General features: G+C 72.8%; 21 protein-coding genes. 11 read left to right on the top strand and 10 right to left on the bottom strand.

What is annotated here, in order from left to right:
* Positions 1-57 precede the first annotated feature (57 nt).
* From ACIHAR_RS13835 to ACIHAR_RS13820, 4 genes are all read left to right on the top strand, one after another.
* On the top strand, positions 58-2,283 hold the full coding sequence (locus ACIHAR_RS13835; RefSeq protein ID WP_400019336.1) for an MMPL family transporter: 2,226 nt from the start codon (positions 58-60) through the stop codon (positions 2,281-2,283).
* A 353-nt stretch (positions 2,284-2,636) separates the two neighbouring features.
* Positions 2,637-3,245, top strand: coding sequence for a lamin tail domain-containing protein (locus ACIHAR_RS13830; protein WP_365463751.1), 609 nt, complete (start codon positions 2,637-2,639; stop codon positions 3,243-3,245).
* Positions 3,246-3,468: 223 nt separating this feature from the next.
* Complete coding sequence (locus tag ACIHAR_RS13825; RefSeq protein WP_400019334.1) at positions 3,469-3,960, top strand: YbaK/EbsC family protein; 492 nt, start codon at positions 3,469-3,471, stop codon at positions 3,958-3,960.
* On the top strand, positions 3,957-4,802 hold the full coding sequence (locus ACIHAR_RS13820) for a DMT family transporter (RefSeq protein ID WP_365463745.1): 846 nt from the start codon (positions 3,957-3,959) through the stop codon (positions 4,800-4,802). The genes ACIHAR_RS13825 and ACIHAR_RS13820 overlap by 4 nt, the downstream gene beginning before the upstream one ends.
* Positions 4,803-4,947: 145 nt before the next feature.
* On the opposite strand, the gene ACIHAR_RS13815 is transcribed toward ACIHAR_RS13820, so the two are convergent.
* The gene (locus ACIHAR_RS13815) at positions 4,948-5,352 is read right to left on the bottom strand and encodes a VOC family protein (protein WP_400019331.1); all 405 of its coding nucleotides are present in this window, start codon (positions 5,350-5,352) and stop codon (positions 4,948-4,950) included.
* Between the two features lie 401 nt (positions 5,353-5,753).
* Between ACIHAR_RS13815 and ACIHAR_RS13810 the strand changes: the two genes are divergently transcribed.
* Both ACIHAR_RS13810 and ACIHAR_RS13805 read left to right on the top strand, forming a co-directional pair.
* Positions 5,754-6,629: an arylamine N-acetyltransferase gene (locus ACIHAR_RS13810; RefSeq protein WP_400019329.1), complete on the top strand. Its 876-nt coding sequence runs from the start codon at positions 5,754-5,756 to the stop codon at positions 6,627-6,629.
* A gap of 79 nt (positions 6,630-6,708) precedes the next feature.
* On the top strand, positions 6,709-6,984 hold the full coding sequence (locus ACIHAR_RS13805; RefSeq protein WP_365463737.1) for a DUF1876 domain-containing protein: 276 nt from the start codon (positions 6,709-6,711) through the stop codon (positions 6,982-6,984).
* A 265-nt stretch (positions 6,985-7,249) separates the two neighbouring features.
* On the opposite strand, the gene ACIHAR_RS13800 is transcribed toward ACIHAR_RS13805, so the two are convergent.
* From ACIHAR_RS13800 to ACIHAR_RS13775, 6 genes are all read right to left on the bottom strand, one after another.
* Positions 7,250-8,419 (bottom strand): serine hydrolase domain-containing protein, encoded by a 1,170-nt coding sequence (locus tag ACIHAR_RS13800; RefSeq protein ID WP_365463734.1) that lies wholly within the window; start codon positions 8,417-8,419, stop codon positions 7,250-7,252.
* 73 nt (positions 8,420-8,492) lie between these two features.
* Positions 8,493-8,939: an organic hydroperoxide resistance protein gene (locus ACIHAR_RS13795; RefSeq protein ID WP_365463731.1), complete on the bottom strand. Its 447-nt coding sequence runs from the start codon at positions 8,937-8,939 to the stop codon at positions 8,493-8,495.
* 101 nt (positions 8,940-9,040) lie between these two features.
* The gene (locus ACIHAR_RS13790) at positions 9,041-9,502 is read right to left on the bottom strand and encodes a MarR family transcriptional regulator (RefSeq protein WP_365463728.1); all 462 of its coding nucleotides are present in this window, start codon (positions 9,500-9,502) and stop codon (positions 9,041-9,043) included.
* Entirely contained in the window at positions 9,499-10,266 is a 768-nt protein-coding gene (locus ACIHAR_RS13785) for an energy-coupling factor ABC transporter ATP-binding protein (protein ID WP_400019325.1), read from the bottom strand. Before ACIHAR_RS13785 ends, ACIHAR_RS13790 begins: the two co-directional genes overlap by 4 nt.
* The gene (gene cbiQ / locus ACIHAR_RS13780; protein ID WP_388752185.1) at positions 10,254-11,015 is read right to left on the bottom strand and encodes a cobalt ECF transporter T component CbiQ; all 762 of its coding nucleotides are present in this window, start codon (positions 11,013-11,015) and stop codon (positions 10,254-10,256) included. The genes ACIHAR_RS13785 and cbiQ overlap by 13 nt, the downstream gene beginning before the upstream one ends.
* Position 11,016: 1 nt before the next feature.
* Entirely contained in the window at positions 11,017-12,072 is a 1,056-nt protein-coding gene (locus ACIHAR_RS13775) for an energy-coupling factor ABC transporter permease (RefSeq protein ID WP_365463719.1), read from the bottom strand.
* Positions 12,073-12,241: 169 nt separating this feature from the next.
* On the opposite strand from ACIHAR_RS13775, the gene ACIHAR_RS13770 reads away from it, so the two are divergent.
* Positions 12,242-12,598 carry an SsgA family sporulation/cell division regulator gene (locus ACIHAR_RS13770; protein ID WP_365463716.1) on the top strand — a complete coding sequence of 119 codons (357 nt, stop codon included), beginning with the start codon at positions 12,242-12,244 and terminating at the stop codon, positions 12,596-12,598.
* A 74-nt stretch (positions 12,599-12,672) separates the two neighbouring features.
* Here the strand turns inward: ACIHAR_RS13770 and ACIHAR_RS13765 are convergent, their stop codons facing one another.
* The 3 genes from ACIHAR_RS13765 to ACIHAR_RS13755 all read right to left on the bottom strand — a co-directional run bounded on the left by ACIHAR_RS13765 (position 12,673) and on the right by ACIHAR_RS13755 (position 18,085).
* Positions 12,673-14,343, bottom strand: a complete 1,671-nt coding sequence (locus ACIHAR_RS13765; RefSeq protein WP_365463713.1) for a penicillin-binding transpeptidase domain-containing protein — start codon at positions 14,341-14,343, stop codon at positions 12,673-12,675.
* A 163-nt stretch (positions 14,344-14,506) separates the two neighbouring features.
* A complete protein-coding gene (locus ACIHAR_RS13760) occupies positions 14,507-16,147 on the bottom strand; it encodes a penicillin-binding transpeptidase domain-containing protein (protein ID WP_365463710.1) in 1,641 nt (546 codons plus the stop codon).
* A gap of 186 nt (positions 16,148-16,333) precedes the next feature.
* On the bottom strand, positions 16,334-18,085 hold the full coding sequence (locus ACIHAR_RS13755; protein WP_400019320.1) for a dolichyl-phosphate-mannose--protein mannosyltransferase: 1,752 nt from the start codon (positions 18,083-18,085) through the stop codon (positions 16,334-16,336).
* Positions 18,086-18,148: 63 nt separating this feature from the next.
* Between ACIHAR_RS13755 and rsmI the strand changes: the two genes are divergently transcribed.
* From rsmI to ACIHAR_RS13735, 4 genes are all read left to right on the top strand, one after another.
* Positions 18,149-19,006, top strand: coding sequence for a 16S rRNA (cytidine(1402)-2'-O)-methyltransferase (gene rsmI, locus ACIHAR_RS13750; protein ID WP_365463705.1), 858 nt, complete (start codon positions 18,149-18,151; stop codon positions 19,004-19,006).
* 271 nt (positions 19,007-19,277) lie between these two features.
* Positions 19,278-19,727, top strand: a complete 450-nt coding sequence (locus ACIHAR_RS13745) for a hypothetical protein (RefSeq protein ID WP_365463702.1) — start codon at positions 19,278-19,280, stop codon at positions 19,725-19,727.
* Between the two features lie 62 nt (positions 19,728-19,789).
* Entirely contained in the window at positions 19,790-20,668 is an 879-nt protein-coding gene (locus ACIHAR_RS13740; protein ID WP_400019318.1) for a TatD family hydrolase, read from the top strand.
* A 127-nt stretch (positions 20,669-20,795) separates the two neighbouring features.
* Complete coding sequence (locus tag ACIHAR_RS13735) at positions 20,796-22,271, top strand: ubiquitin-like domain-containing protein (protein WP_400019317.1); 1,476 nt, start codon at positions 20,796-20,798, stop codon at positions 22,269-22,271.
* The last annotated feature ends 133 nt before the right edge of the window (positions 22,272-22,404 follow it).

Here is a 22,404-nt window from a genome sequence, read left to right as displayed (position 1 = left end):
GCCCGGGATCTCGGCGCAGGCCCCCACACCACACGACATGACCGGGAGTACGCCTCCGTGGCCACGTTCCTCTACAAACTCGGCCGGCTCGCCTTCCGGCGACGCCACTTCGTCGCCCTGATCTGGGTGGCGCTGCTGACGCTCGCGGGCGTCGGCGCCGCCTCCGCGCCCACCGCCGGCAACACGTCCTTCTCCATTCCCGGCACGGAAGCGCAGAAAGCTTTCGACCTGCTCGAAGAGCGCTTCCCCGGCATGAGCGCCGACGGCGCCACCGCCCGCGTCGTCTTCAAGGCTCCCGCCGGCGAGAAGATGACGGACGCCGCCCACAAGGCCACCGTCGAGAAGACGGTCAAGGAGCTGTCCGACGGCTCCGAGGTCGCCTCCGTCACCGACCCCTACACCGGTCAGGCCGTCAGCAAGGACGGCACGATCGCGTACGCCTCCGTGAAGTACGAGGTCTCCGGCATGGAGCTGGAGGAGTCCTCACGCGAGGCGCTGAAGGACGCCGCGAACGAGGCGCAGGACGCGGGCCTGACCGTCGAGATCGGCGGCGACGCCCTCAACGTGACTCCCGAGACCGGCACGACGGAGATCATCGGCATCGCGGTCGCCGCCGTCGTCCTGGTCGTCACCTTCGGCTCGCTGCTCGCGGCGGGCATGCCGCTGCTGACGGCGATCATCGGCGTGGGCATCGGCGTCTCGACGATCACCGCGCTGGCGAACACGCTGGACCTCGGCTCCACGACGTCCACGCTGGCCTCGATGATCGGCCTCGCGGTCGGCATCGACTACGCGCTCTTCATCGTCTCCCGCTACCGCGGCGAACTGGCCGAGGGCCGCTCCCGCGAGGACGCGGCCGGCCGCGCCGTCGGCACCGCGGGCTCCGCGGTCGTCTTCGCCGGCCTGACGGTCGTCATCGCCCTCGTCGGCCTCTCCGTCGTCAACATCCCGATGCTGACCAAGATGGGCGTCGCGGCGGCGGGCACCGTGGCGATCGCGGTCCTGATCGCCCTCACCATGATCCCCGCCCTGCTCGGCTACGCGGGCCGCCGGGTGCGCCCGGCGGGGGAGAAGAGCAAGCTGCTCGGCGGCGGCCGTGCCACGTCCGCCGAGAAGGCGGCCAGGCCCAACATGGGTACGCGCTGGGCGAGCTTCGTCGTACGCCGCCCGATCGCCGTCCTCCTGCTGGGCGTCATCGGCCTCGGCGCCGCGGCCGTTCCGGCCTCGTCCCTCGAACTCGGCCTCCCCGACGACGGCTCGCAGCCCACCTCCACCACCCAGCGCCGCGCCTACGACCTGCTGTCGGAGGGCTTCGGCCCCGGCTTCAACGGCCCGCTGATGATGGTGGTCGACGCCAAGGGCAGCGACGACCCGCAGGCCGTGTTCACCGAGGTCGGCGAGGAGATCAAGGGCCTCGAGGGCGTCGTCACGGTCACCCCGGCCGCTCCCAACAAGGCGGGCGACACGGCGACGATCACCGTCATACCCGACTCGAAGCCGTCCTCGGTCAAGACGGAGGACCTGGTCCACGCGATCCGTGACAAGGGCACGGAGATCAAGGCCGACACGGACGCCGACGTCCTGGTCACCGGCACGACGGCGATGAACATCGACATCTCGCAGAAGATGAACGACGCGCTGGTCCCGTACCTGATCCTGGTCGTCGGCCTGGCGTTCCTGCTGCTGATCGTGGTCTTCCGCTCGATCCTGGTCCCGCTGAAGGCGGCCCTCGGCTTCCTGCTCAGCGTGCTGGCCGCCCTCGGCGCGGTCGTCGCGGTCTTCCAGTGGGGCTGGCTGTCCGGCCTGATGGGCGTCGAGGAGACCGGCCCGGTCATGTCGATGATGCCGATCTTCATGGTCGGCGTGGTCTTCGGCCTCGCCATGGACTACGAGGTCTTCCTGGTGACCCGTATGCGTGAGGCGTACGTCCACGGCGAGAGCGCCGGCCAGGCCGTCGTCACCGGCTTCAAGCACGGCGCGAGGGTGGTCACGGCGGCGGCCGTGATCATGATGGCGGTGTTCGCGGGCTTCATCGGCTCGTCCGAGTCGATGGTGAAGATGATCGGCTTCGGCCTGGCGATCGCGGTCTTCTTCGACGCGTTCGTCGTCCGCATGGCGATCGTGCCCGCCGTCCTGGCCCTGCTCGGCAGCAAGGCCTGGTGGCTCCCGAAGTGGCTGGACCGCGCGCTGCCGAACGTGGACATCGAGGGCGAGGGCCTGAAGACCGCCGCGGACGCGAGGGACACCGACCCGGACGAGGACCGGGCACTGGCCCGCGCATGACGCCGCGCTGAGCGGGCGCGGAAGAAGGACCGCCGGTGAGGGCTCCGTGGGGACGGGGCGCCCTCACCGGCCTCTTTCGTTGTGACGCACTTTCGGGTGAGGGCCCGGCCGGTGCCCGGGGGACGCGGGACGGCGGTCGGCGGCTTCGGCCCGGTGAGCGGGGGCTCCAACCGGGTCGGAGGACCTCAACCCGGTGTATTCGCCTCATAGATGGGCGTTGCAGTCGACTGTCACCAGTAGATGGATGATTGGTAACACAGGGCGTGGATCGGGCGAAAAGGACGTGTCGGGTGGTGAGGTGTGGTCCTGCGGCCGAACACCGGCCGTGACCCGCACCATCCGAAGGAGACCTAGTGTCCGTTTCCCCCGTTTCCGCCCGCCGTCTGGCTGCCGCCGCGCTCACGGCCGCTGCCGTGATCGGGACGGTGGCGCTGCCGGCCTCCGCCGCCGCCCACTCGCGCCCGGACCGGCCGAAGGTGGAGATCAGCGCCGTGCAGCACGACGCACCGGGCCGTGACACCCGCGCCAACCGCTCCCTGAACAAGGAGTGGGTGGAGCTCACCAACACCAGCCGCCACTCGGTCGACCTGAACGGGTGGACGCTGTCCGACGAGGACGGCGACGTCTACACCTTCCACCACTACCGCCTGGCCGGCCGCGCCACCGTCCGCGTCCACACCGGCGAAGGCCGCGACACCCGCAGCGACCTGTTCCAGGACCGCAACCGTCACGTGTGGGACAACCGCTCCGACACCGCCACCCTGCGCAACGACCGCGACCGCGTCGTCGACGAGGTCTCCTGGGGCAGCGACCGCCACCACGGCGGCAACCGACACGACCGCGACCGCCACGACGACTGGGACCGTCGCCAGGGCGGCGACCGTCACCACGGCGGCGACCGTCACCACGGCGGCGACCGTCACCACGGCGGAGACCGTCACCACGGCTGGGGCCGTGACTGACGCTCCTTCCGCATGCCGGTGACGGCTGAGCACGACACCGGCGGACCCGTGTGACACGGCGACGCGTCCGGACCACCCCTCCCGGGCCGGGCGCGTTCGCCGTCGTCCGCCCGGCCGGCGTCCCCCGCGGCGACGGTGGCCGGGCGGCCCTGGCGCCCCGCCGGCCGGACCGCCGGCAAATGCACTCGCCTGCCTCATACACGCACCGCTAGCGTGCCTGTCCATGACGACGACCGAAGCCCACCCCCGTTTCGCCGAGGCGCTGCGGACCCTCGGACTGGACGGCCTCGACGCCCGCATCCGCCGCTTCCCCGACCAGACCCGCACCGCCGCCGACGCCGCCGCCGCGATCGGATGCGAGCTGAGCCAGATCTGCAAGTCCCTGATCTTCGCGGCGGACGGGGTGCCGGTGCTGGTGCTGATGGACGGGGCGTCCAGGGTCGACGTGGAGCTGGTCCGGCGGGAACTCGGCGTCGAGAAGGTGGCGAGGGCCGACGCCGGCGTCGTACGGGAGACGACGGGGTACGCGATCGGGGGCGTGCCGCCGTTCGGGCACCGCACCCGTACCCGCGTCCTCGCCGACCAGGGCCTGCTCGCGCACGACGTGGTGTGGGCCGCGGCGGGCACCCCGCACACCGTCTTCCCCATGGCGCCCGCGGAACTGGTCGACCACGCCGGCGCGACTCTCGTGGACGTGCGCGAGCGCGCTTCGTGACGCCGCTGGTCACGGCCGCCGTACTGCTCGCCGCCGTCACGCACGCCGCGTGGAACGCGATCGCCCACCGCATCACGGACAAGCTCACCGGCTTCACCCTGATCTCGGGCGGCGGCCTGCTCATCGGCCTGGCCCTGGCCCCGTTCACCGCCTTCCCGGCCGCGGCGGCGTGGCCGTACCTGCTGGTCTCCGCCGCGATCCACATCGCGTACTACGCGCTGCTGATGCGGTCGTTCCGGCTGGGTGACTTCGGGCAGGCCTACCCGATCGCGCGCGGGTCGGCGCCACTCGTGGTCACGGTCCTCGCCGCCGTCTTCGCGCACGAGGTGCCGGACGGCTGGGCGGCCGCCGGTATCGCGGTGTCCTGCGCGGGCCTGACCGGCGTCGCGCTGTGGGGGCTGCGCGGGCACCGGCCCGACTGGGCCGCGATCGGCGCCGCGCTCGCGACCGGCCTGACGATCGCCGCGTACACCGTCGTCGACGGTCTCGGCGTCCGCGCCTCCGGCTCCTCACTCGGCTACATCGCCTGGCTGATGGCCGTCCAGGGGACCGTGCTGCCCGCGTACGCGATCATCCGCCGGCGCGGCGGGACCCTGGCCGCGCTCCGCCCCTTCGCCGCCCTCGGTCTGCTCGGCGCCGTCCTGTCCGTCGCCGCCTACGCCCTCGTCCTGTGGGCGCAGACCCGCGCCGATCTGGCCCCGATCGCGGCCCTGCGCGAGTCGTCGATCATCGTCGGCGCGGCCATCGGGGCCGTGTTCTTCAAGGAGCGCTTCGGCGCGCCCCGCATCGCCGCCGCCGGGCTCCTCGTCGTCGGCATCGGACTGATGCTGCACGCCGGTTGAGACGCGCGGCGGGCCGGGACGTACGGGACCCGGCCGCACCGGGCCGCGTACGTCGCCGTGTCGACGGTGCCGGGGCGTGTCGGCGGGAACCCGCCCGGGTGGCGGCCGCCGAGGCCGCCACCCGGACACTGGCCGCGGAGCGCCGCTACGGCCGCGCGTACGGCCGCGTCATGATCTCCATGTTGTGGCCGTCCGGGTCGTCGAAGTAGGCGCCCCGGCCGCCGAACAGCTGGTTGATCGCGCCGGGTTCGGTGTGGCCGGGATCGGCGTAGTACGTGACCCCGACGGCCTCCAGACGCGCGATCATCACGTCGAACTGCTCGTCCGGCACGAGGAACGCGTAGTGCTGGGCCTGGATCGGCTCGTCGCGCATCTCGTAGAAGTCGAGCGTGACGCCGTTGCCGAGGTCCACCGGCAGGAACGGCCCGAAGGGCGCGCCGACCGGCAGCCCCAGGATCGCGGCGAGGAACTCGGCCGAAAGCCGCCGGTCGCTCGCGTAGACGGCGGTGTGGTTCAGCTGGACGGTGTGGGTGTGCTGGGCGTCGGACATGTGTGGGTGAAGGTCTCCGGGTCTCGGGTGTCGCCGTCCTGAAGAGGGACGGGAAGGAACGGGTGTCGCCGTCCTGAAGGGGGACGGGCAAACGGTGTCGCCGTCCTCACGAGGGACGGGAAGGAACAGGAAGAGAAGAGGGACGCGAAGGAAGCGGGGGAACGGCTCCGACACGTGGACACGGCGGGCCTCTCGCCCGTCCCGCGCTCACGTCGAGGCCGGGAGCCCCACTCGTGCGTGGCCCATGGCCGACCCGGCAGTCACCCGCCCGACCGTAGTGCGCGCCCCCGGCCGGCGCAACGGAGATCCCGGCCAAGGAGGGAGCCTACGACCAAGGGCCCAGCCCCACCCCCGCCCCGCGCCCGAGGCCGCCGCGGACGGGCCGTGGCTACGGTGGCGCCATGTCTGAGACAGCGCAGTTCACCTCCGCCGACCTCGACGCCTACTTCCGCCGGATCGGCTGGAGGGGCGAGCGGCACGCCGACGCCGGGACGCTGCGGGGAGTGCACCTCGCCCACGCCCACTCCCTCCCCTTCGAGAACCTCGACCCCGTGCGCGGCACCGCTCCCTCCCTCGCTCCCGCCGACCTGGTCGCCAAGCTCGTCCGCAGCCGGCGCGGCGGGTACTGCTACGAGCACAACACCTTGTTCGCGGGCGCGTTGGAGGCGCTGGGCCTCGGGGTGACGCGGCTGGCCGCGAGGGTGGTCGTCGGCGCGGAACGGTTCGAGGACCGCCCGCGCACGCACATGGCCCTGCTCGTCGACGTCCCCGGCGAGCCCCGGCCGTACCTCGCCGACGTCGGCTTCGGCGCCCCCGGAGCCCTCCTCGAACCCGTCCCGCTGACGCCGGACACCGAGTTCCACGCCGCGGGCCGCCGGCACCGGCTGGTCCACGCCCCGCACCGCGGCCCGCTGGAGCTGTGGGTCCTGGAGACCTACGGGGCGGAGAAGGAGCCCGGGGACGGGCAGGGGCGCGAGCCGGAGCAGGGGGCGTGGCAGCCGCAGTACGCCTTCACCCTCGAGCCCTTCGAGCGCCCCGACTTCGAGGTGATCAACTGGCACGTCGCCACCAACCCCCGCTCCCCCTTCAGCCACCGCCCCTACGCCCAGCGCGTCACGCCGGAGCGCCACCTCCTCCTCAACGGCGCCCACCTCACCGAGACCCGCGCCGACGGCACCGTCACCGAGCGCGAGCTCACCGCGGAGGCGGAGGCCCGCCGCGTGCTGGAGGAGGAGTTCGACATCGCCGTGCCGGAGGGCACGACGCTGCTGTCCTGATGCGTGTTTTCCGGGCCCGCGTGGGTGCGCCCGACCGTGCGGAGGAGCACCCTGGAAGCAGATGTTCCGGAGGTGATCCATGATGAAGACCGCTGTGGGATGGCACATCGAGCTGGAGTTCCAGGAGGACGACCAGCACACGCGCGCGGCCGCGATGGTGCGGTTGCCCGACGGCACCGAGGTCCGGGCCCACGGGCACGCCACCCGTCACCGGGTCGACGCCAACCAGCCCCGGGTCGGCGAGGAGATAGCGGGGGCCCGTGCTCTGAACGAGCTCGCCATGCAACTCCTCACCAAGGCCCACACGGAGATCGACGAGGCGTCGGGGCGTACGTCGCACCCGATCCACGTCTGAGGGTGGCCCTGGTCGTGGGTCGAGCCGTTCCGGCGGCTCGGCCCACGATCGCCGTTCCGGCGGGCAGGTCCGCGATCCGGGCACGGACGGCTCGGTCGGCCCTCGCCGTCGTGCCCCAGTCCGCTCTCGTGACCGCCGTCGTGGCCCAGTCCGCTCTCGTGACCGCCGTCGTGGCCCAGTCCGCTCTCGTGACCGCCGTCGTGCCTGAGCCCGTGGTCGTGACCGCCGTCGTGCCTGAGCCCGTGGTCGTGACCGCCGTCGCGTCTCAGTCCTCGGTCATGACCGCCGTCCGTACCGCCCGCACCAGTGCCTGTGCCCGCGCGTCCGCCGTGACGCTCGACCGGAAGCCGTTGGTGACGTACCCGAAGGCGATGCCCGACTCGGGGTCGGCGAAGCCGAGTGCGCCGCCGCGGCCGGGATGGCCGAAGGAGGCGGGGGACAGCAGCGGGGACGCGGCGCCGTGCAGCATGTAGCCGAGGCCGAACCGCGTGTTCACGACCAGGACCCGGTCCGCCCCGGCCGAGCGCTCCGCGCGCGCCGCCTCCGTCGTCTCCGGGGAGAAGAGGCGGGTGCCGCCCTCCACCTCGCCGATCAGGGAGGCGTAGAAGCGGGCCAGACCGTCCGCCGTGGCGATGCCGTTGGAGGCGGGCAGGGCGGCGGCCCGGTAGCCGGGGTCGTTCTCGTCGGGCAGCGGCGTGATCGCGGCGAAGGCGCGGCGGGTGAGGGAGTGGGGGTCGGCGTAGGCGTCGGCGACGGCCCGCTTGGGCCGGGTCCTGAGCGCTCCGGCCCGCACGGGTTCCTCGACCTGCCCGACGCGCCCCACTCGCGCGGCCCGCTCCGCCGGGAGGCCGAGCCACAGGTCGGCCCCGACCGGTCCGGCGATCTCCTCGGTGATCCACGCGCCGATCGCCCGCCCGGTGACCCGCCGCACCAGCTCCCCGGTCAGCCAGCTGTACGTCTGCGCGTGGTACCCGTGGTCGGTGCCCGGCTCCCACACCGGCGCCTGTGCCGCGACCGCCGCCGCGCCCAGGGCGGGATCGGCGGCCTCGGCGGGCGTCAGCGGCCGGTCGAGCACGGGCACGCCCGCCCGGTGCGCGAGCAGGTCCCGCACGACGGTCCGCTCCTTGCCGGCGGCCTTGAACTCCGGCCAGTACGCCCCGACGGGCGCGTCCAGGTCCAGCTCGCCGCGCTGCCACAGCAGCAGGAGCACGGCGGCGGCGACCCCCTTCGTCGCCGACCGCACGATCTGCGCGGTGCCCCGCTCCCACGGCGCCCCGCCGTCGACGTCACGGCTGCCGCCCCACAGGTCGACGACCTTGTGCCCGTCCCGGTAGACGGCCACCGCGGCGCCGCGGTCGCCGAGCGCCTCGAAGTTCCGTACGAACGCCTCCCGGACCGGCTCGAAGCCCTCGGCCACCGCACCGTTCACGTCCACGCCCGCACGTCCTCTCGACTCGCCTTCGACTCTGGGGGAACATCCGCGCGGGGCCTGCGATTCCTGCGTCCGGCTAGCCGAGAAGGATCGTTACGTCGATGTTGCCGCGGGTGGCGTTCGAGTACGGGCACACCTCGTGCGCCGCGTCCACCAGCTTCTCGGCGAGGCCGGTGTCGAGGACGGGCAGCGAGACGCTGAGGGCGACGGCCAGCCCGTATCCCCCGGACGTGTTGGGGCCGATCCCGACCTTCGCGGCCACCGTCGAGCCGGCGAGGTCGTATCCCGCCCGGTTGCCGACGAGGATCAGCGCGTTGTGGAAGCAGGAGCTGTAGCCGGCCGCGAACAGCTGCTCCGGGTTGGTGCCGTTGCCGTCGCCGCCCAGTTCCGGCGGCATCGCCACCCTCAGGTCGATCTGCCCGTCCTGGCTGGTCACGTAGCCGTCCCGACCGCCGTGCGCGGTCGCCTCGGCGACGTACATGATCTTCGTCGGACGGGTGTCGACAGCGTCGCCCTCGACCACGGCGGGACCTCCCCGAGCTGGTGCACTTACATCGCGCACAAGGTACCGGCCGGTAGGTAGGTGTCCGTCCACCAGGGGTGGCGACCGCGGGTAACGGGAGATCAGCGCGCGCGATCCGCGACCGCCTGCGCCGTCCGCGCGAGCCGCCACAGCTCCTCGCGCAGGCGGACGGCGTCCGCCCCGTCCAGTTCCGTCGCCGTGAGCAGGCCGGCGGGCACGCGCGCGGCGCGCTCGCGCAGCTCCTCGCCGCGCCCGGTGCACGCGACCAGCACCGAGCGCTCGTCGCGCGGCGCGCGATCGCGGCGGACGAGACCCGCGCTCTCCATCCGCTTCAGCAGCGGCGAGACCGTGCCGTAGTCGAGCCGCAGGGCCGCCGCCAGCTCCTTGACCGTGGTCTCGCCGCGCTCCCACAGCACGAGCAGGACGAGGTACTGCGGGTAAGTGAGGCCGAGTTCGTCGAGCAGCGGGCGGTAGGCGGACGTCACCGCGCGCTGTGCCGCGTACAGCGCGAAGCACAGCTGGTCGTCGAGCAGCAGTGAGCCCTCGGTCTCCTGGTTCGTCACGCGCCCATTGTCACGGACCGCGGGTCGAAGCCGAAGGGCAGCTCCAGCCGGTGGGCGCGCATCAGCTCCTCGTCGGAGAGCAGTTCACCGGTCGGGCCGTCCGCCGCGATCACGCCCTCGCTCAGGATCAGGGAGCGCGGGCACAGTTCGAGGGCGTACGGCAGGTCGTGCGTGACCATCAGGACGGTGACGTCCAACGAGCGCACGATGTCGGCCAGTTCGCGGCGGGAGGCGGGGTCGAGGTTGGAGGACGGCTCGTCCAGGACGAGGATCTCCGGCTCCATCGCCAGGACGGTGGCGACGGCGACCCGGCGGCGCTGGCCGAAGGACAGGTGGTGCGGAGGACGGTCCTTGAAGCCGGCCATGCCGACCCGCTCGAGCGCCCGGTCCACGCGCGCCTCCAGTTCGGCGCCCTTGATCCCGGCCGCGGCCGGCCCGAACGCCACGTCCTCCCGCACGGTCGGCATGAACACCTGGTCGTCCGGGTCCTGGAAGACGATGCCGACCTTGCGCCGGATCTCGGCCATGTGCTGCCGGCCCACGGGCAGCCCGGCGACGGTCACCGTGCCGGTGCCGCCGGTGAGGATGCCGTTGAGGTGCAGCACCAGGGTGGTCTTGCCCGCGCCGTTCGGCCCGAGCAGCGCCACCCGCTCGCCGCGCGCGATGGAGAAGTCCACGCCGAACAGCGCCTGGTGCCCGTCGGGGTAGGCGAAGGCCAGTCCGGCCACTTCAAGTGATGCGGTCACATCGGTCACAGGGCCCATCCCAACACGCAGACGACCAGCGCGGCGAACGGCAGGGTCAGCGCGTACGACCACTGGGCGCGCGAGGCGGTCACCTCGTCGATCACCGGCATCGCCCCGGCGTACCCGCGGCTGACCATCGCCAGGTGCACGCGCTCCCCGCGCTCGTAGGAGCGGATGAACAGGGCACCCGCGGACTTCGCGAGCACCCCCCAGTGGCGGACGCCCCGCGCCTCGAAGCCGCGCGACTCCCGCGCGATCCGCATGCGCCGCATCTCGTCGGTGATGACGTCGCCGTAGCGGATCATGAAGGACGCGATCTGCACCAGCAGCGGCGGGAGCTTGAGCCGTTGCAGCCCGAGGAGGAGTTCGCGCAGCTCGGTGGTGGCGGCCAGCAGTACGGACGCGGCGACGCCGAGGGTGCCCTTGGCGAGCACGTTCCACGCGCCCCACAGGCCGTTGACGCTGAGCGACACCCCGAGGACGTCCACCCGCTCGCCCTCCGCCACGAACGGCATGAGCACCGCGAACGCGACGAACGGGACCTCGATCAGCAGCCGCTTGAGCAGGAATCCGGCCGGCACGCGCGCCCGGGACGCGACGAGGCCGAGCAGGACGGCGTACAGGCCGAACGCCCAAATCGCCTCCCGCGGCGTCGACACCACGACCACCACGAAGGCGAAGGTGGCGGCGAGCTTGGTGTGCGGCGGCAGGGCGTGCACGGGCGAGTGCCCGTGCCGGTACAGCTTGTGCGCGTGCCCCGCTCCCATGTCAGACGCTCACGTTCTCCGGGGAGGCGTCGGCGGTACGGCGCCGGCGCACCGCCCAGAACACCCCGGTGCCCGCGACGACGGTCACGCCGACACCGATGACGCCCGCCAGCCCCCCGGACAGGCGGGCGTCGTCGACGTCCTTGACGCCGTAGTCGGCGAGCGGGGAGTCGGCGGCCGCGTGCTCCTCGACCTTCTTGTCGATGCCCTTGTCGGCGGCCACCTTCTCCAGGCCGTCCGGGTTCGCGGAGGCGTAGAAGCTGACGAAGCCGGCGAGGACGAGGGAGGTGACCAGACCGGACACCCACAGGGTGCGCCGGGAGGTGCGCGCCGCGACGGGCGCCGTGCGCGCCTCCTCGGCCGCGGGCACGTCCACGAGTTCGCCGTTCACCCGCAACCGCAGCTTCTGCCGCACTCCGCGCGCGCCGTGGACGAGGTCCGGCCGTACGGCGATGACGGCGCCCACGGTCAGGGCGGTGATCGCGGCCTCGCCGATGCCGATCAGCAGGTGCACGCCGACCATCGCGGTGGCGACCTTGCCGATCGCCACGTCGGTGGTGCCGCCGATCCAGTAGATCAGCGTGAAGGCGAGGGCGGCCGCCGGGACGGAGAGGAGAGCGGCCACGAAGGAGGCCGCCGTGACGGACCGCCGGCCGCGCGGCAGCACCTTCAGCAGGCCCCGGAAGACGGCGTACGCGACGACGGTCGTCACGCCCGCCATGACGGTGATGTTCACGCCGAGCGCGGTCAGCCCGCCGTCGGCGAAGAGGATGCCCTGCATCAGCAGGACCACGGACACGCACAGGATCCCGGTGAAGGGACCCACGAGTATCGCGGCGAGCGCGCCGCCGAGCAGATGGCCGCTGGTACCCGCCGCGACGGGGAAGTTGAGCATCTGCACGGCGAAGATGAAGGCGGCCACCAAGCCGGCCAGCGGCGCCGTCCGCTCGTCGAGCTCACGGCGCGCGCCGCGCAGGCTCACGGCGACGGCGCCCGCGGCGACGAGACCGGCGGCGGCGGAAGTGGGGGCGTCGATGAATCCGTCAGGTACGTGCACCGTTCGATGATAGTGGCTTGATGCGAACGGTTCGCAAGAGCGAGTCTCTTGTGTATCGCACATGTGAGATACGGCTGCCTCGCCGGGCGCGCCCCGGAAAATATGCGACATTGGAGGGAACGCGGACGCACAGCTTCCGCACAGGTCACGCAGCGTGGAGGGCCGGTCGATGTCTGTAGTCGAGCAGTACGCGCGAGCCCACATCGTCACGGACGCGGACCTCCTCGAAGAGGAGCAGCGGGCCGTCCCCGTCGTCCTGCGCTACGACCCCGAGGACGATCCCCGCTCCGTCCGGGTCGGTCTGCCCGACCGGCGCGAGTGGACCCTCGCCCGCGCCCTGCTCGAACAGGGACTGCGCGCCCCGGTCGGCGCCGGGGACGTGCGGGTGTGGCCCTGCGGCCGGGTGCAGACCGTGGTCGAGTTCCACTCCCCGTGGGGCGTCTCGGTGGTGCAGTTCGACACCAAGACGCTCGTACGCTTCCTGCGCCGTACGTACACGACGGCGGCCCAGCCCGTCAGCCGGTAGCCGGCTTGCGGGCGCCGCTCGGCCGCCCGCGCTCGGCCGCCCGCGCTCGGCCGCCCGCGCTCGGCCGCCCGCGCTCAGCCGCCCGCCCTCAGCAGCGCCGCCACGATCGGCCCGGCCGTCTCGCCGCCGTGGCCGGCCGCCTGGACGACGCCCGCGGCCGCGAGGTCGCCGCGGTAGGCGGTGAACCAGCCGTTGGGCTTCTCCTGGCCGTCCACCTCCGCCGAGCCGGTCTTCGCGCCGTAGTCGGGGCCGAGGCCGGACATCGCCTCGGCGGCCGTGCCGTACGCGGCCGTGTAGTTCATCAGCCCGCGCAGCTGGGACAGCGTCGACGACGACATCGTGCGGGCGGCGGTGGCGAGCGTGCGGTCGTCCACCGACGGGGCCACCAGGTACGGCTGGTGGAAGGAGCCCGACTTGACCGTCGCGGAGACCGACGCCATGTTCAGCGGGTTCATCCGCACCCCGCCCTGGCCGATCAGGGACGCGGCCATCTGCGCCGCCGACTGCACCGGGACCGATCCGTCGAAGGTGGGCACGCCGACCGCCCAGTTGTTCAGGGACAGGCCGAAGACCTGCTGGGCCTGCTTGGTCAGGCTGTCGTTGTCGAGTTCGCCGGCCTGGCTGATGAAGGCGGTGTTGCAGGAGCGAGCGAAGCTCGCCTTGAAGGTGCCGCTCTTGATCTCGAACTCGTCGTCGTTCTGGAACTTCCAGCCGCCGTAGCTGAAGTACTTCGGGCAGGGGTGGGCCTTGTCCGCCGACGCCAGTCCCTTCTCGATCAGCAGCGAGGAGGTGATGACCTTCATCGTGGAGCCGGGGGCCAGGGAGCCCTGGAAGGCCGTGTTGAAGTTCGGGTTGCTGTTGGCGACGGCGAGGATCTCGCCCGTGGAGGCGCGCATCATCACGACCGACGCGCGCGACCGGCTCGCCACCTGCTTCTCCGCCTCCGCCTGCAGGGTCGGGCTCAGGGTCGTCCGGACGGTGCCCGGCGTGCCCTCGCTGAGCTCCAGGAGGGTCTTGTCGGAGGACTTCTTCGCCTTGGAGGCCTTGCCGCGCACCACCCGCAGTTCGACGCCCGCCGTGCCGCCGGCCTTCTTGCCGTACTTCTCGCGCAGTCCGTCCAGCACGGTCCCCAGCGACGGGTACTTCTCGGCGGTCAGCTCGCCGCCGTGCTTGTCGAGCGCCTTGACGGGCGGGGTGCCGGACTCGCCGGTCACTAGGGTGTCGCCGTCGGTGAGGTCGGGGTGGACCACGGAGGCGTGCCAGTCCACCAGTGGCCTGCCGTCCTCCGCCCGGCGCACGACGGTCAGCGCGCTGCTGTACGCCAGGGGCTTGCTCGCCTTCTTGTAGGTCACCGTGCCCTTCACCGAGAACGGGACCTTGTCGCCCGCGCGCGGGCCGGCGGTGAGGGTGACGCCGGTGATGTGCGCGTCCTTGGTGTAGCCGGTGAGCAGGGCGGTGGCGGCCGTCGGGTCGTCGGTGGCCGCGGCCGCCTGGGCGACCTTGCCCTGCTGCCAGGCCGTGAGGAAGGTCCGGGCCGCGGTGGTGACCTCGGTGGCCGACAGCGGGCCGGTCCTGACCGCCGGCTTCTTCCCGGCGGACGTCGCCGAACCGTCCTCGGCCGCCGCTCCGCCGCCGTAGAGCGCGTAGGCGCCGATGCCGGCAGCGCCGAGGACGACGGCGATCATGCCGGCGACCATGACGGGCCGCTTGTTCCGCCGCTCGGCGACGCGCCTTCTCTTGCCCACTGCCTGAGTCCTCCGCGCTTCCGGGGCCGTCTCGCCCCAACGGCCCCACCGTTGTCGTTGCCCTCACCGACCCCAACGACGGCGACCAGCCTAGAGTCCCCTGCTGTGAGGGTGACGTCACCTGTGACGTCACCCACCTCGCCTACAGGACCCTCCCGCGCGCTCAGCCGCCGGCCCGCAGGACCGCCGCCACGATCGGGCCGGCCGCGTCGACGCCGTGGCCGCCGTCCTCGGTCATGGCCGCGGCGGCGACGTCGTCGCGGTAGCCGGTGAACCAGCTGTTGGACTTGGTCTTCCCGTCCACCTCGGCGGAGCCGGTCTTGGCGCCGATGCGGCCGGTCAGGCCGGACATCACCCCCTGGGCGGTGCCGCTGGTGGCGGTGCGGTTCATCATCGAGCGGAGTTGCCGCACGGTGCCCGCCTCCAACCCGCGCGCACGGGCCAGTTCACGGTCGTCGAGGCTCTGCGGCACGATGACCGGCTGCCGGAAGACGCCGGTCATCGCGGTCGCCGTCACCGACGCCATGTTCAGCGGGTTCATCTGGACCTGGCCCTGGCCGATCAGGTTGGCGGCGGTGTCCGGGCCGCCCGAGGCCGGGACGGAACCGTCGAAGGAGGGGATGCCGGTCTTCCAGTTGTCCCGCCCGAGCCCGAAACGATCCTGCGCCTCCTTGGTGAGCGAGTCGACCTGCACCTCGTCCGCGAACTTCACGAACGCCGTGTTGCAGGAGCGCGCGAAGCTCCAGGAGAGGGTCGCGTCGTCGTTCGGGGCCAGGTCCTTGATGTTGTGGAAGGTCTGGCTCTCGGAGATCGCCTCGTCGGGGCAGGGCGCCGGCCCGTTCGCCGTGGTGAGCCCGTTGTCGATGAGGGTGGCCGCGCTGATGATCTTCATGGTGGAGCCGGGCGCCGCCTGGCCCAGGAAGGCGGCGTTCCAGGCGTCGGTGCGGTGGTTGGCGACCGCCAGCACCTCCCCGGTGCTCGGCTTGACGGCCACCACCGACGACTGGCTGTACTCGCGCACCGCCTTCTCGGCGGCCGCCTGCACGTCCGCGTCGAGGGTCGTGGGCAGCCGGCCCGCCTTGCCCTCGGTGAGGGTCAGCAGCGGGGTGTCGGCGGTGTCGGGCGTGGCGTGCCGGATCGCCAGCTCGACGCCGGCCGTTCCGCCCGCCTTGTCGCCGTACGCGGCGCGCAGTTCGTCCAGGATCGGCCCGAGCGAGGGGTACTTCTCCTTGGTGAGGACCCGGCCGTCACGGTCCACGGCCTCGATCGCCGGCGCCGCCGACTCGCCCGTGACCAGCGTGTCGTCCATGTTCGTCAGCCGCGGGTGCACCACCGACGGCAGCCAGTCCACCAGCGCCCGCCCGGTGGTGAGCCCCCGCACCACCGTCAGCCGGCTCTGGTACGTCAGCGGCTCGGACACCCCCTCGTGCGACACCGTCGCCCGCACGGTGAACGGCACCGTGTCCCCGGTCGCCGCCCCCGGTGTGATCTTCACCCCGGTGATGTGCGCGGCCTGACCGTACGAGGTCAGCAGCGGCTCCGCCTTCTGCGCGTTGTTGGTGTACGACGCCGCCGTCGCCGCCTCGCCCTTCTCCCACGCCGCGAAGAACCGGGCGGCCGTGTCCTTCACCTCGGAACCGCTCGGCGGTCCGCTCTTCTTCACGGTCGCCGGCCCGCCGTCCGCCGATCCGCCGCCCCCGTCGCCGCTCAGCGCGTTCACCATGTTGTACGTGCCGTAGCCCGCCCCGCCCACCATCACGGCGAACACCGAGCCGACGATCGCCGCCTTGGCTCCTTTGCGCATGATCCGAACCCTCCCCGTCTCTCCCCGTTTCCCCGTGCGCCTCTCCGGACGTTTTCTGAACGCGTTCAGAAAGGCCGGTCATGTGCGCACTGTATGCGGAGCGGGGGGCTCACGTGGTCGGAGTTTCCGGAAGTTGTCCTAACGGAGATCGGGTCATGGTGACAAATGTGCGATCACGGGGGCGACTCAGACCCAGGTGTCGAGCCACATCCGCGACCGCCAGTCGTCGATCGGGATCGCCTGGCCGGTGTAGATCGGCCAGAAGTAGATGAAGTTCCACGCGATCAGCAGCACCAGCACGCCCGCGCCCGTCGCGCCCGCCACCCGGCGGGCGTCGCTCGACCCCGGCCGGCCGACGATCGCCCCGATCATCATCGCCACCGCCAGACACAGGAACGGCAGGAAGACGACGGCGTAGAAGAGGAAGATCGTGCGCTCCTGGTACAGGAACCACGGCAGGTACCCGGCCGCGATGCCGCAGACGATCGCGCCGGCGCGCCAGTCGCGCCGGAAGAACCAGCGCCACAGCACGAACAGGATGGCGAAGCAGGCCGCCCACCACAGCATCGGCGTACCGAGCGCCAGGACCTCACGCGCGCACTTCTCGCCCGCGTCCACCGGGCAGCCGTCCCTGCCGGGCGCCGGCGACTCGTAGAAGTACGACACCGGACGGCCCAGGACGATCCAGCTCCACGGGTTCGACTGGTAGGTGTGCGGAGACGTCAGATGGGTGTGGAACTCGTACACCTCGTGCTCGTAGTGCCACAGGCTGCGCCACCAGTCCGGGAACAGCCACGTCCAGCTGCCGCCCTTGCCGTCGCCGGCCGCCCAGTTGCGGTAGTAGCCGCCCGAGCCGTCGTCGGCGGACAGGATCCAGCCCGTCCACGACACGAGGTAGGTGACCAGCGCCACCGGGACGGTGGCCAGGAACGCCAGGCCCGTGTCCCGCTTCAGGACCGTCCGGTACGGGTGGCGCGCACCGGCCACCCGGCGCGAGGCGACGTCCCACAGGACCGTCATCAGGCAGAACGCGACCATGATGTACAGGCCGTTCCACTTGGTGCCGATGGCCAGGCCCAGCATCAGGCCGGCCGCCCAGCGCCACGGCCGCCACCCCAGGCGGGTCGTCTCGGCGACGTGGGCGTCCGGGCGGTGGCGGCCCTCCGCGTCCGGTGGCAGCGCGGCCGCGAGCCGCTCACGCGCCTTGTCGCGGTCGACCACCAGACAGCCGAACGTCGCCAGCACGAAGAACATCAGCACCCCGTCCAGCAGCGAGGTGCGGCTCATCACGAAGTGCAGGCCGTCGACGGCCATCAGCGCGCCCGCCAGGCAGCCCAGGAACGTGGAGCGGAAGATCCGGCGGCCGATCCGGCACAGCATGAGGACCGACAGGGTCCCCAGCAGCGCGGTCATGAACCGCCAGCCGAACGGGTCGAACCCGAAGATCAGCTCGCCCAGCCCGATGACGTACTTCCCGACCGGAGGATGGACCACGTACGCCGCGTCCGCCGGGATGGTGACATCACCGCCCGAGGAGAGGATGAGGTCGTTGGCGTTCTTGTCCCAGTTGACCTCGAAGCCGCGGTGGACGAGCGCCCAGGCGTCCTTGGCGTAGTACGTCTCGTCGAATATCACCGCCTTCGGGCTGCCCAGGTTCCAGAACCGCAGCACCCCCGCCACCAGCGTGACCAGCAGCGGACCGCCCCAGCCCGACCAGCGCGTGAACCGTTCCGCCACGGTGGGCGGGACACCGAGCGCCTGCCACAGGCGCGGGCTCGGCTCGGCGAACGGCGGCACCAGCCGCTCACGGACGTCGCGGGCCGGCTCCGCCGTGTATCCGAATCGGCGCAGCCGCTGCTGCCACGACGGCCGCCGGTCCTGCGGCGCCTGGTCCTGCCGGTAGTCCGTGGAGTCCGTGGAGGACGCGGTACTGGTCACCGCGCCATCGTAGGGAACCCTTCTGTGGGATTCCCGTGCTTGGGGTCCTGCGAGACTGGAAACGTGACAGTCGCACCCGGAACCCTGGTCCTTGCAGGCACCCCCATCGGGGACATCGCGGACGCCCCGCCCCGGCTCGCCGAGGAGCTGGCAGGCGCCGACGTCGTCGCCGCCGAGGACACGCGCCGGCTGCGCCGGCTGACGCAGGCGCTGGGCGTGACGCCCAAGGGCCGGGTGGTGTCGTACTTCGAGGGCAACGAGTCCGCCCGTACGCCCGAGCTGGTCGAGGACCTGCTCGGGGGCGCGCGGGTGCTGCTCGTCACGGACGCCGGGATGCCGTCCGTCTCCGACCCCGGGTACCGGCTGGTCGCCGCGGCCGTGGAGAAGGACATCCGGGTGACCGCCGTGCCCGGCCCCTCCGCGGTCCTCACCGCCCTCGCCCTGTCCGGCCTGCCCGTGGACCGCTTCTGCTTCGAGGGGTTCCTGCCGCGGAAGGCGGGGGAGCGGTTGTCGCGCCTGCGGGAGGTGGCCGGGGAACGCCGGACCCTGGTCTACTTCGAGGCTCCGCACCGGCTGGACGACACCCTCGCCGCGATGGCCGAGGTGTTCGGCGGGGACCGCAGGGCCGCCGTCTGCCGGGAACTGACCAAGACGTACGAGGAGGTCCGGCGCGGCCCGCTGGCCGAGCTGGCGGCGTGGGCGGCCGAGGGGGTGCGCGGCGAGATCACGGTCGTCGTCTCCGGGGCGCCCGAGCCCGGGCCCGAGGAGCTCGACGCGGAGGAACTCGTGCGGCGGGTGCGGGTGCGCGAGGAGGCCGGCGAGCGCCGCAAGGAGGCGATCGCGGCCGTGGCGGCGGAGGCGGGGCTGCCGAAGCGGGAGGTGTTCGACGCCGTCGTCGCCGCGAAGCACTCCACGGCCTGAGCGGGTCCGGACCGTCCCGCGGGCGGATCGCCGTGGGGTAGTCCCACCCGGCGGTAAAGAGTTCCCGTCGAGTGCAAAGCCCAGGAGTCACCCTCCGTACCGCCTCGGCAAGGAACGGCCAAATCGGATCCAACACTCGACAGGCCTGCTGCGCTCGTCCCGGCGCGGGAGTCCACTGGACCGAGGGACGCACCCGTCCCGCGTCCCCGAGGGATTCCGGGGGGAATCCCCGTGCCGGGGGCGTTCGTCCGGCGGACGGACAGGAGCTGGCATGAGCGAGATCACAGGGCGGACCGGCCTGCGCACCGCGGCGACACCGGTCGTGCACGAGTCGTACTCCTTCGCCTGCATGCGCTGCGGGCACGCCTGGGAGCAGTCGTACGAGATCGAGCACCACAGGGACGCCGACGGACACGAGTTCGTCGTCTACGTGGCGAACGGCCGGATCGTGCCGTCCCCGCTGAGCCGCCCCGCGTGCCAGAACTGCGACGGGCACGTCGTGCGGATCATGCGGGCGGGGCAGGTGTCCTCGGTGCTCAGCGCCGCCCGGAGGCAGCGCCCGATGCCCCCGGCCGGCCCGGTGGAGGCGCCGACGACCGCCGTGGAGGACGCGGGCGGCGGCAGCCGTGCGGCGCACGGAGGACCGCACGGCGAGCAACCGCGGCACCACCACTGGCACCTGTCCGGCCTGCTGCACCCCTTCCAGCGCAAGGCGGGCTGAGCCGGTCGGCGACCGATGGGCGGCCCCGCACGCGGGCATGGACCCTTTCGTAGGATCGGGGCATGCCTTCGAACGCCGACAAGAACGCGGCGCCGCCGCTCCCGGCCCCCCTCCAGGTGCCGGTCGCCGACTCCCACACCCACCTCGACATGCAGTCCGGCACGGTGGAGGAGGGCCTCGCCAACGCCGCGTCGGTCGGCGTGACGACGGTGGTCCAGGTCGGCTGCGACGTCCGCGGCTCCCGGTGGGCGGCCGAGACGGCGGCCGCGTACGACTCCGTCCACGCCGCCGTCGCCCTGCACCCCAACGAGGCTCCGCGCATCGTGCACGGCGACCCCGACGGCTGGTCCCGGCAGGGCGCGCGGCAGCCGGGCGGAGCGGCGGCGCTCGACGAGGCCCTCGCCGAGATCGACCGCCTCGCCGCGCTTCCCCAGGTGAAGGGCGTGGGCGAGACGGGACTGGACTACTTCCGCACCGGCCCCGAGGGCAAGGAGGCGCAGGAGAGGTCCTTCCGCGCCCACATCGAGATCGCCAAGCGGCACGGCAAGGCCCTCGTCATCCACGACCGAGACGCCCACGCCGACGTCCTGCGCGTGCTGAAGGAGGAGGGCGCCCCCGAGCGCACCGTCTTCCACTGCTACTCCGGCGACGCCGAGATGGCGGAGATCTGCGCCCGCGCCGGGTACTACATGTCCTTCGCCGGCAACGTCACCTTCAAGAACGCCCAGAACCTGCGCGACGCCCTCGCCGTCGCGCCGCTGGAGCTGGTCCTCGTGGAGACCGACGCGCCGTTCCTCACCCCGGCGCCCTACCGGGGACGGCCCAACGCCCCGTACCTCGTGCCGGTCACGGTCCGCGCGATGGCCGCCGTCCGCGGCATCGACGAGGACGCCATGGCGACCGCCCTCGCCGCCAACACGGCACGCGCGTTCGGCTACTGACCCTCCCGGCGGCCATCCGAACACAACTCTGGGTAGTGGGGTTGCTTGGGAGAGTCACGATCGCTCCGCTAGGTTCTGGGGGCCCGATCCGGACCCCTCCGGACCCAGGACCCTGGAGCGTGTCGGCGTGACCAACTCGCACTCCTCGCGGGACGCGCGGTACGCGCACAACCCCGACCACGGCCCCTACGGCCACCACGGCCCGTACATCGACGTCCACAACGCGCAGACGCTGGCCTACGGCGTGTACGCGGCGCCCGAGGACCAGGGCGCGCCCGTCGCCCACGGGACGCCCGCGGCGTACGAGGACACCTACCGGCCCGCGTACGAGGCCGCCGAGCGTGAGCGTGCGCGCCGGGCGGACCGGGGTGCCGGACGCCCAGGAGCGGGAGCCGCGGCGGAGACGCGCACGCCGGCCCGGGAGGCCGCCGCGCCCGGGCCCCTCCCGCGCACCGGGACCGGGCGGCGGGCCGCGCACCGGCGCAGGCCGCGCTACGCGGAGCGCCCGGACGTCGCCTCCATGCGCCGACTGCTCCCCCAGGCGCTCGTCGTCGCCTTCCTCGCCGGCGGCACCACCGCGTTCGTCGCCAAGGACAAGGCGGTCGAGCTGACCGTCGACGGCAGGTCGCGGACCCTGCACACCTTCGCCGACGACGTGACCGAGCTGCTGGCGGAGGAGGGCGTGCGGGTGGGGGCCCACGACGTGGTGGCGCCCGCCCCCGGCACGGCGCTCGCCAGCGGTGACGAGATCGCGGTGAGCTACGGCCGCCCCGTGCGGCTCACCCTCGACGGACAGCGGCGCGAGGTGTGGACGACGGCGCGCACGGTGGAGGAGGCGCTCAGACAGCTCGGGGTGCGCCCCGAGGGCGCCTACCTCTCCGCCTCGCGCTCCCAGCCCATCGGGCGGGAGGGCCTCGCCCTCGACGTCCGCACCGAGCGCGCGCTGACGATCATGGCCGACGGCCGCTCCCGCACCCTGCGCACCAACGCGGCGACCGTGCGCGAGGCGGTCGAGGAGGCCGGGATCACCCTGCGCGGCCAGGACACCACCTCCGTGTCGCCCGGCAGCTTCCCGCGCGACGGGCAGACGGTCACCGTGCTGCGGATCACCGGCGCCAAGGAGGTGCGGGAGGAGCCGATCCCGTTCGAGGTGCGGCGGACCGAGGACCCCTCGCTGCTCCGGGGCACCGAGGTCGTGGAGCGGGCCGGACAGCCCGGGCTGCGGCGGCACACGTACATGGTGCGCACCGTCAACGGCGTCCGGCAGAAACCGAAACGGCTCAGGACCGAGCTGGTGCGCGAGCCGCGCCCGCAGACGGTGAAGGTGGGCACCAAGCCGCGGCCCGTCGCCGTGCGCGACGCCGACGACCTGAACTGGAAGGGCCTCGCGGCCTGCGAGTCCGGCGGGCGGCCCGACGCGGTGGACCCGTCGGGGACGTACGGCGGGCTGTACCAGTTCGACACCCGCACCTGGCAGAAGCTGGGCGGCACGGGGCGCCCGCAGGACGCGCCGGCGGCGGAACAGACGCTCCGCGCGAAGAAGCTGTACATGCGCCGGGGCGCGACCCCCTGGCCGCACTGCGGATCCCGCCTCTACAGCTGACGACCCACGCCCCGGCTCCCCTGCGAGCGGGGCCTTCGGCCGCGGGCGGTCCGTGGGGTTGCTCGCGCAGGGATTTGCGGCCGCGGGCGGTCCGTGGTTGCCCGCGCAGTTCCCCGCGCCCCTTGGGGGTGGC

The sequence above is a fragment of the Streptomyces sp. NPDC052016 genome (genome assembly GCF_044548445.1).
Taxonomy (GTDB): Bacteria; Actinomycetota; Actinomycetes; order Streptomycetales; family Streptomycetaceae; genus Streptomyces.
This window is presented reverse-complemented; position numbering and strand designations above follow the sequence as displayed.

Excerpts from the sequence above, each read along its gene's own strand:
- ACIHAR_RS13825 (WP_400019334.1), top strand. The coding sequence starts at position 3,469 with ATGACGACGACCGAAGCCCACCCCCGTTTCGCCGAGGCGCTGCGGACC.
- ACIHAR_RS13815 (WP_400019331.1), bottom strand. The coding sequence starts at position 5,352 with ATGTCCGACGCCCAGCACACCCACACCGTCCAGCTGAACCACACCGCC.
- ACIHAR_RS13810 (WP_400019329.1), top strand. The coding sequence starts at position 5,754 with ATGTCTGAGACAGCGCAGTTCACCTCCGCCGACCTCGACGCCTACTTC.
- ACIHAR_RS13805 (WP_365463737.1), top strand. The coding sequence starts at position 6,709 with ATGATGAAGACCGCTGTGGGATGGCACATCGAGCTGGAGTTCCAGGAG.
- ACIHAR_RS13785 (WP_400019325.1), bottom strand. The coding sequence starts at position 10,266 with ATGGGCCCTGTGACCGATGTGACCGCATCACTTGAAGTGGCCGGACTG.
- cbiQ (WP_388752185.1), bottom strand. The coding sequence starts at position 11,015 with ATGGGAGCGGGGCACGCGCACAAGCTGTACCGGCACGGGCACTCGCCC.
- ACIHAR_RS13770 (WP_365463716.1), top strand. The coding sequence starts at position 12,242 with ATGTCTGTAGTCGAGCAGTACGCGCGAGCCCACATCGTCACGGACGCG.
- ACIHAR_RS13760 (WP_365463710.1), bottom strand. The coding sequence starts at position 16,147 with ATGCGCAAAGGAGCCAAGGCGGCGATCGTCGGCTCGGTGTTCGCCGTG.
- ACIHAR_RS13745 (WP_365463702.1), top strand. The coding sequence starts at position 19,278 with ATGAGCGAGATCACAGGGCGGACCGGCCTGCGCACCGCGGCGACACCG.
- ACIHAR_RS13740 (WP_400019318.1), top strand. The coding sequence starts at position 19,790 with ATGCCTTCGAACGCCGACAAGAACGCGGCGCCGCCGCTCCCGGCCCCC.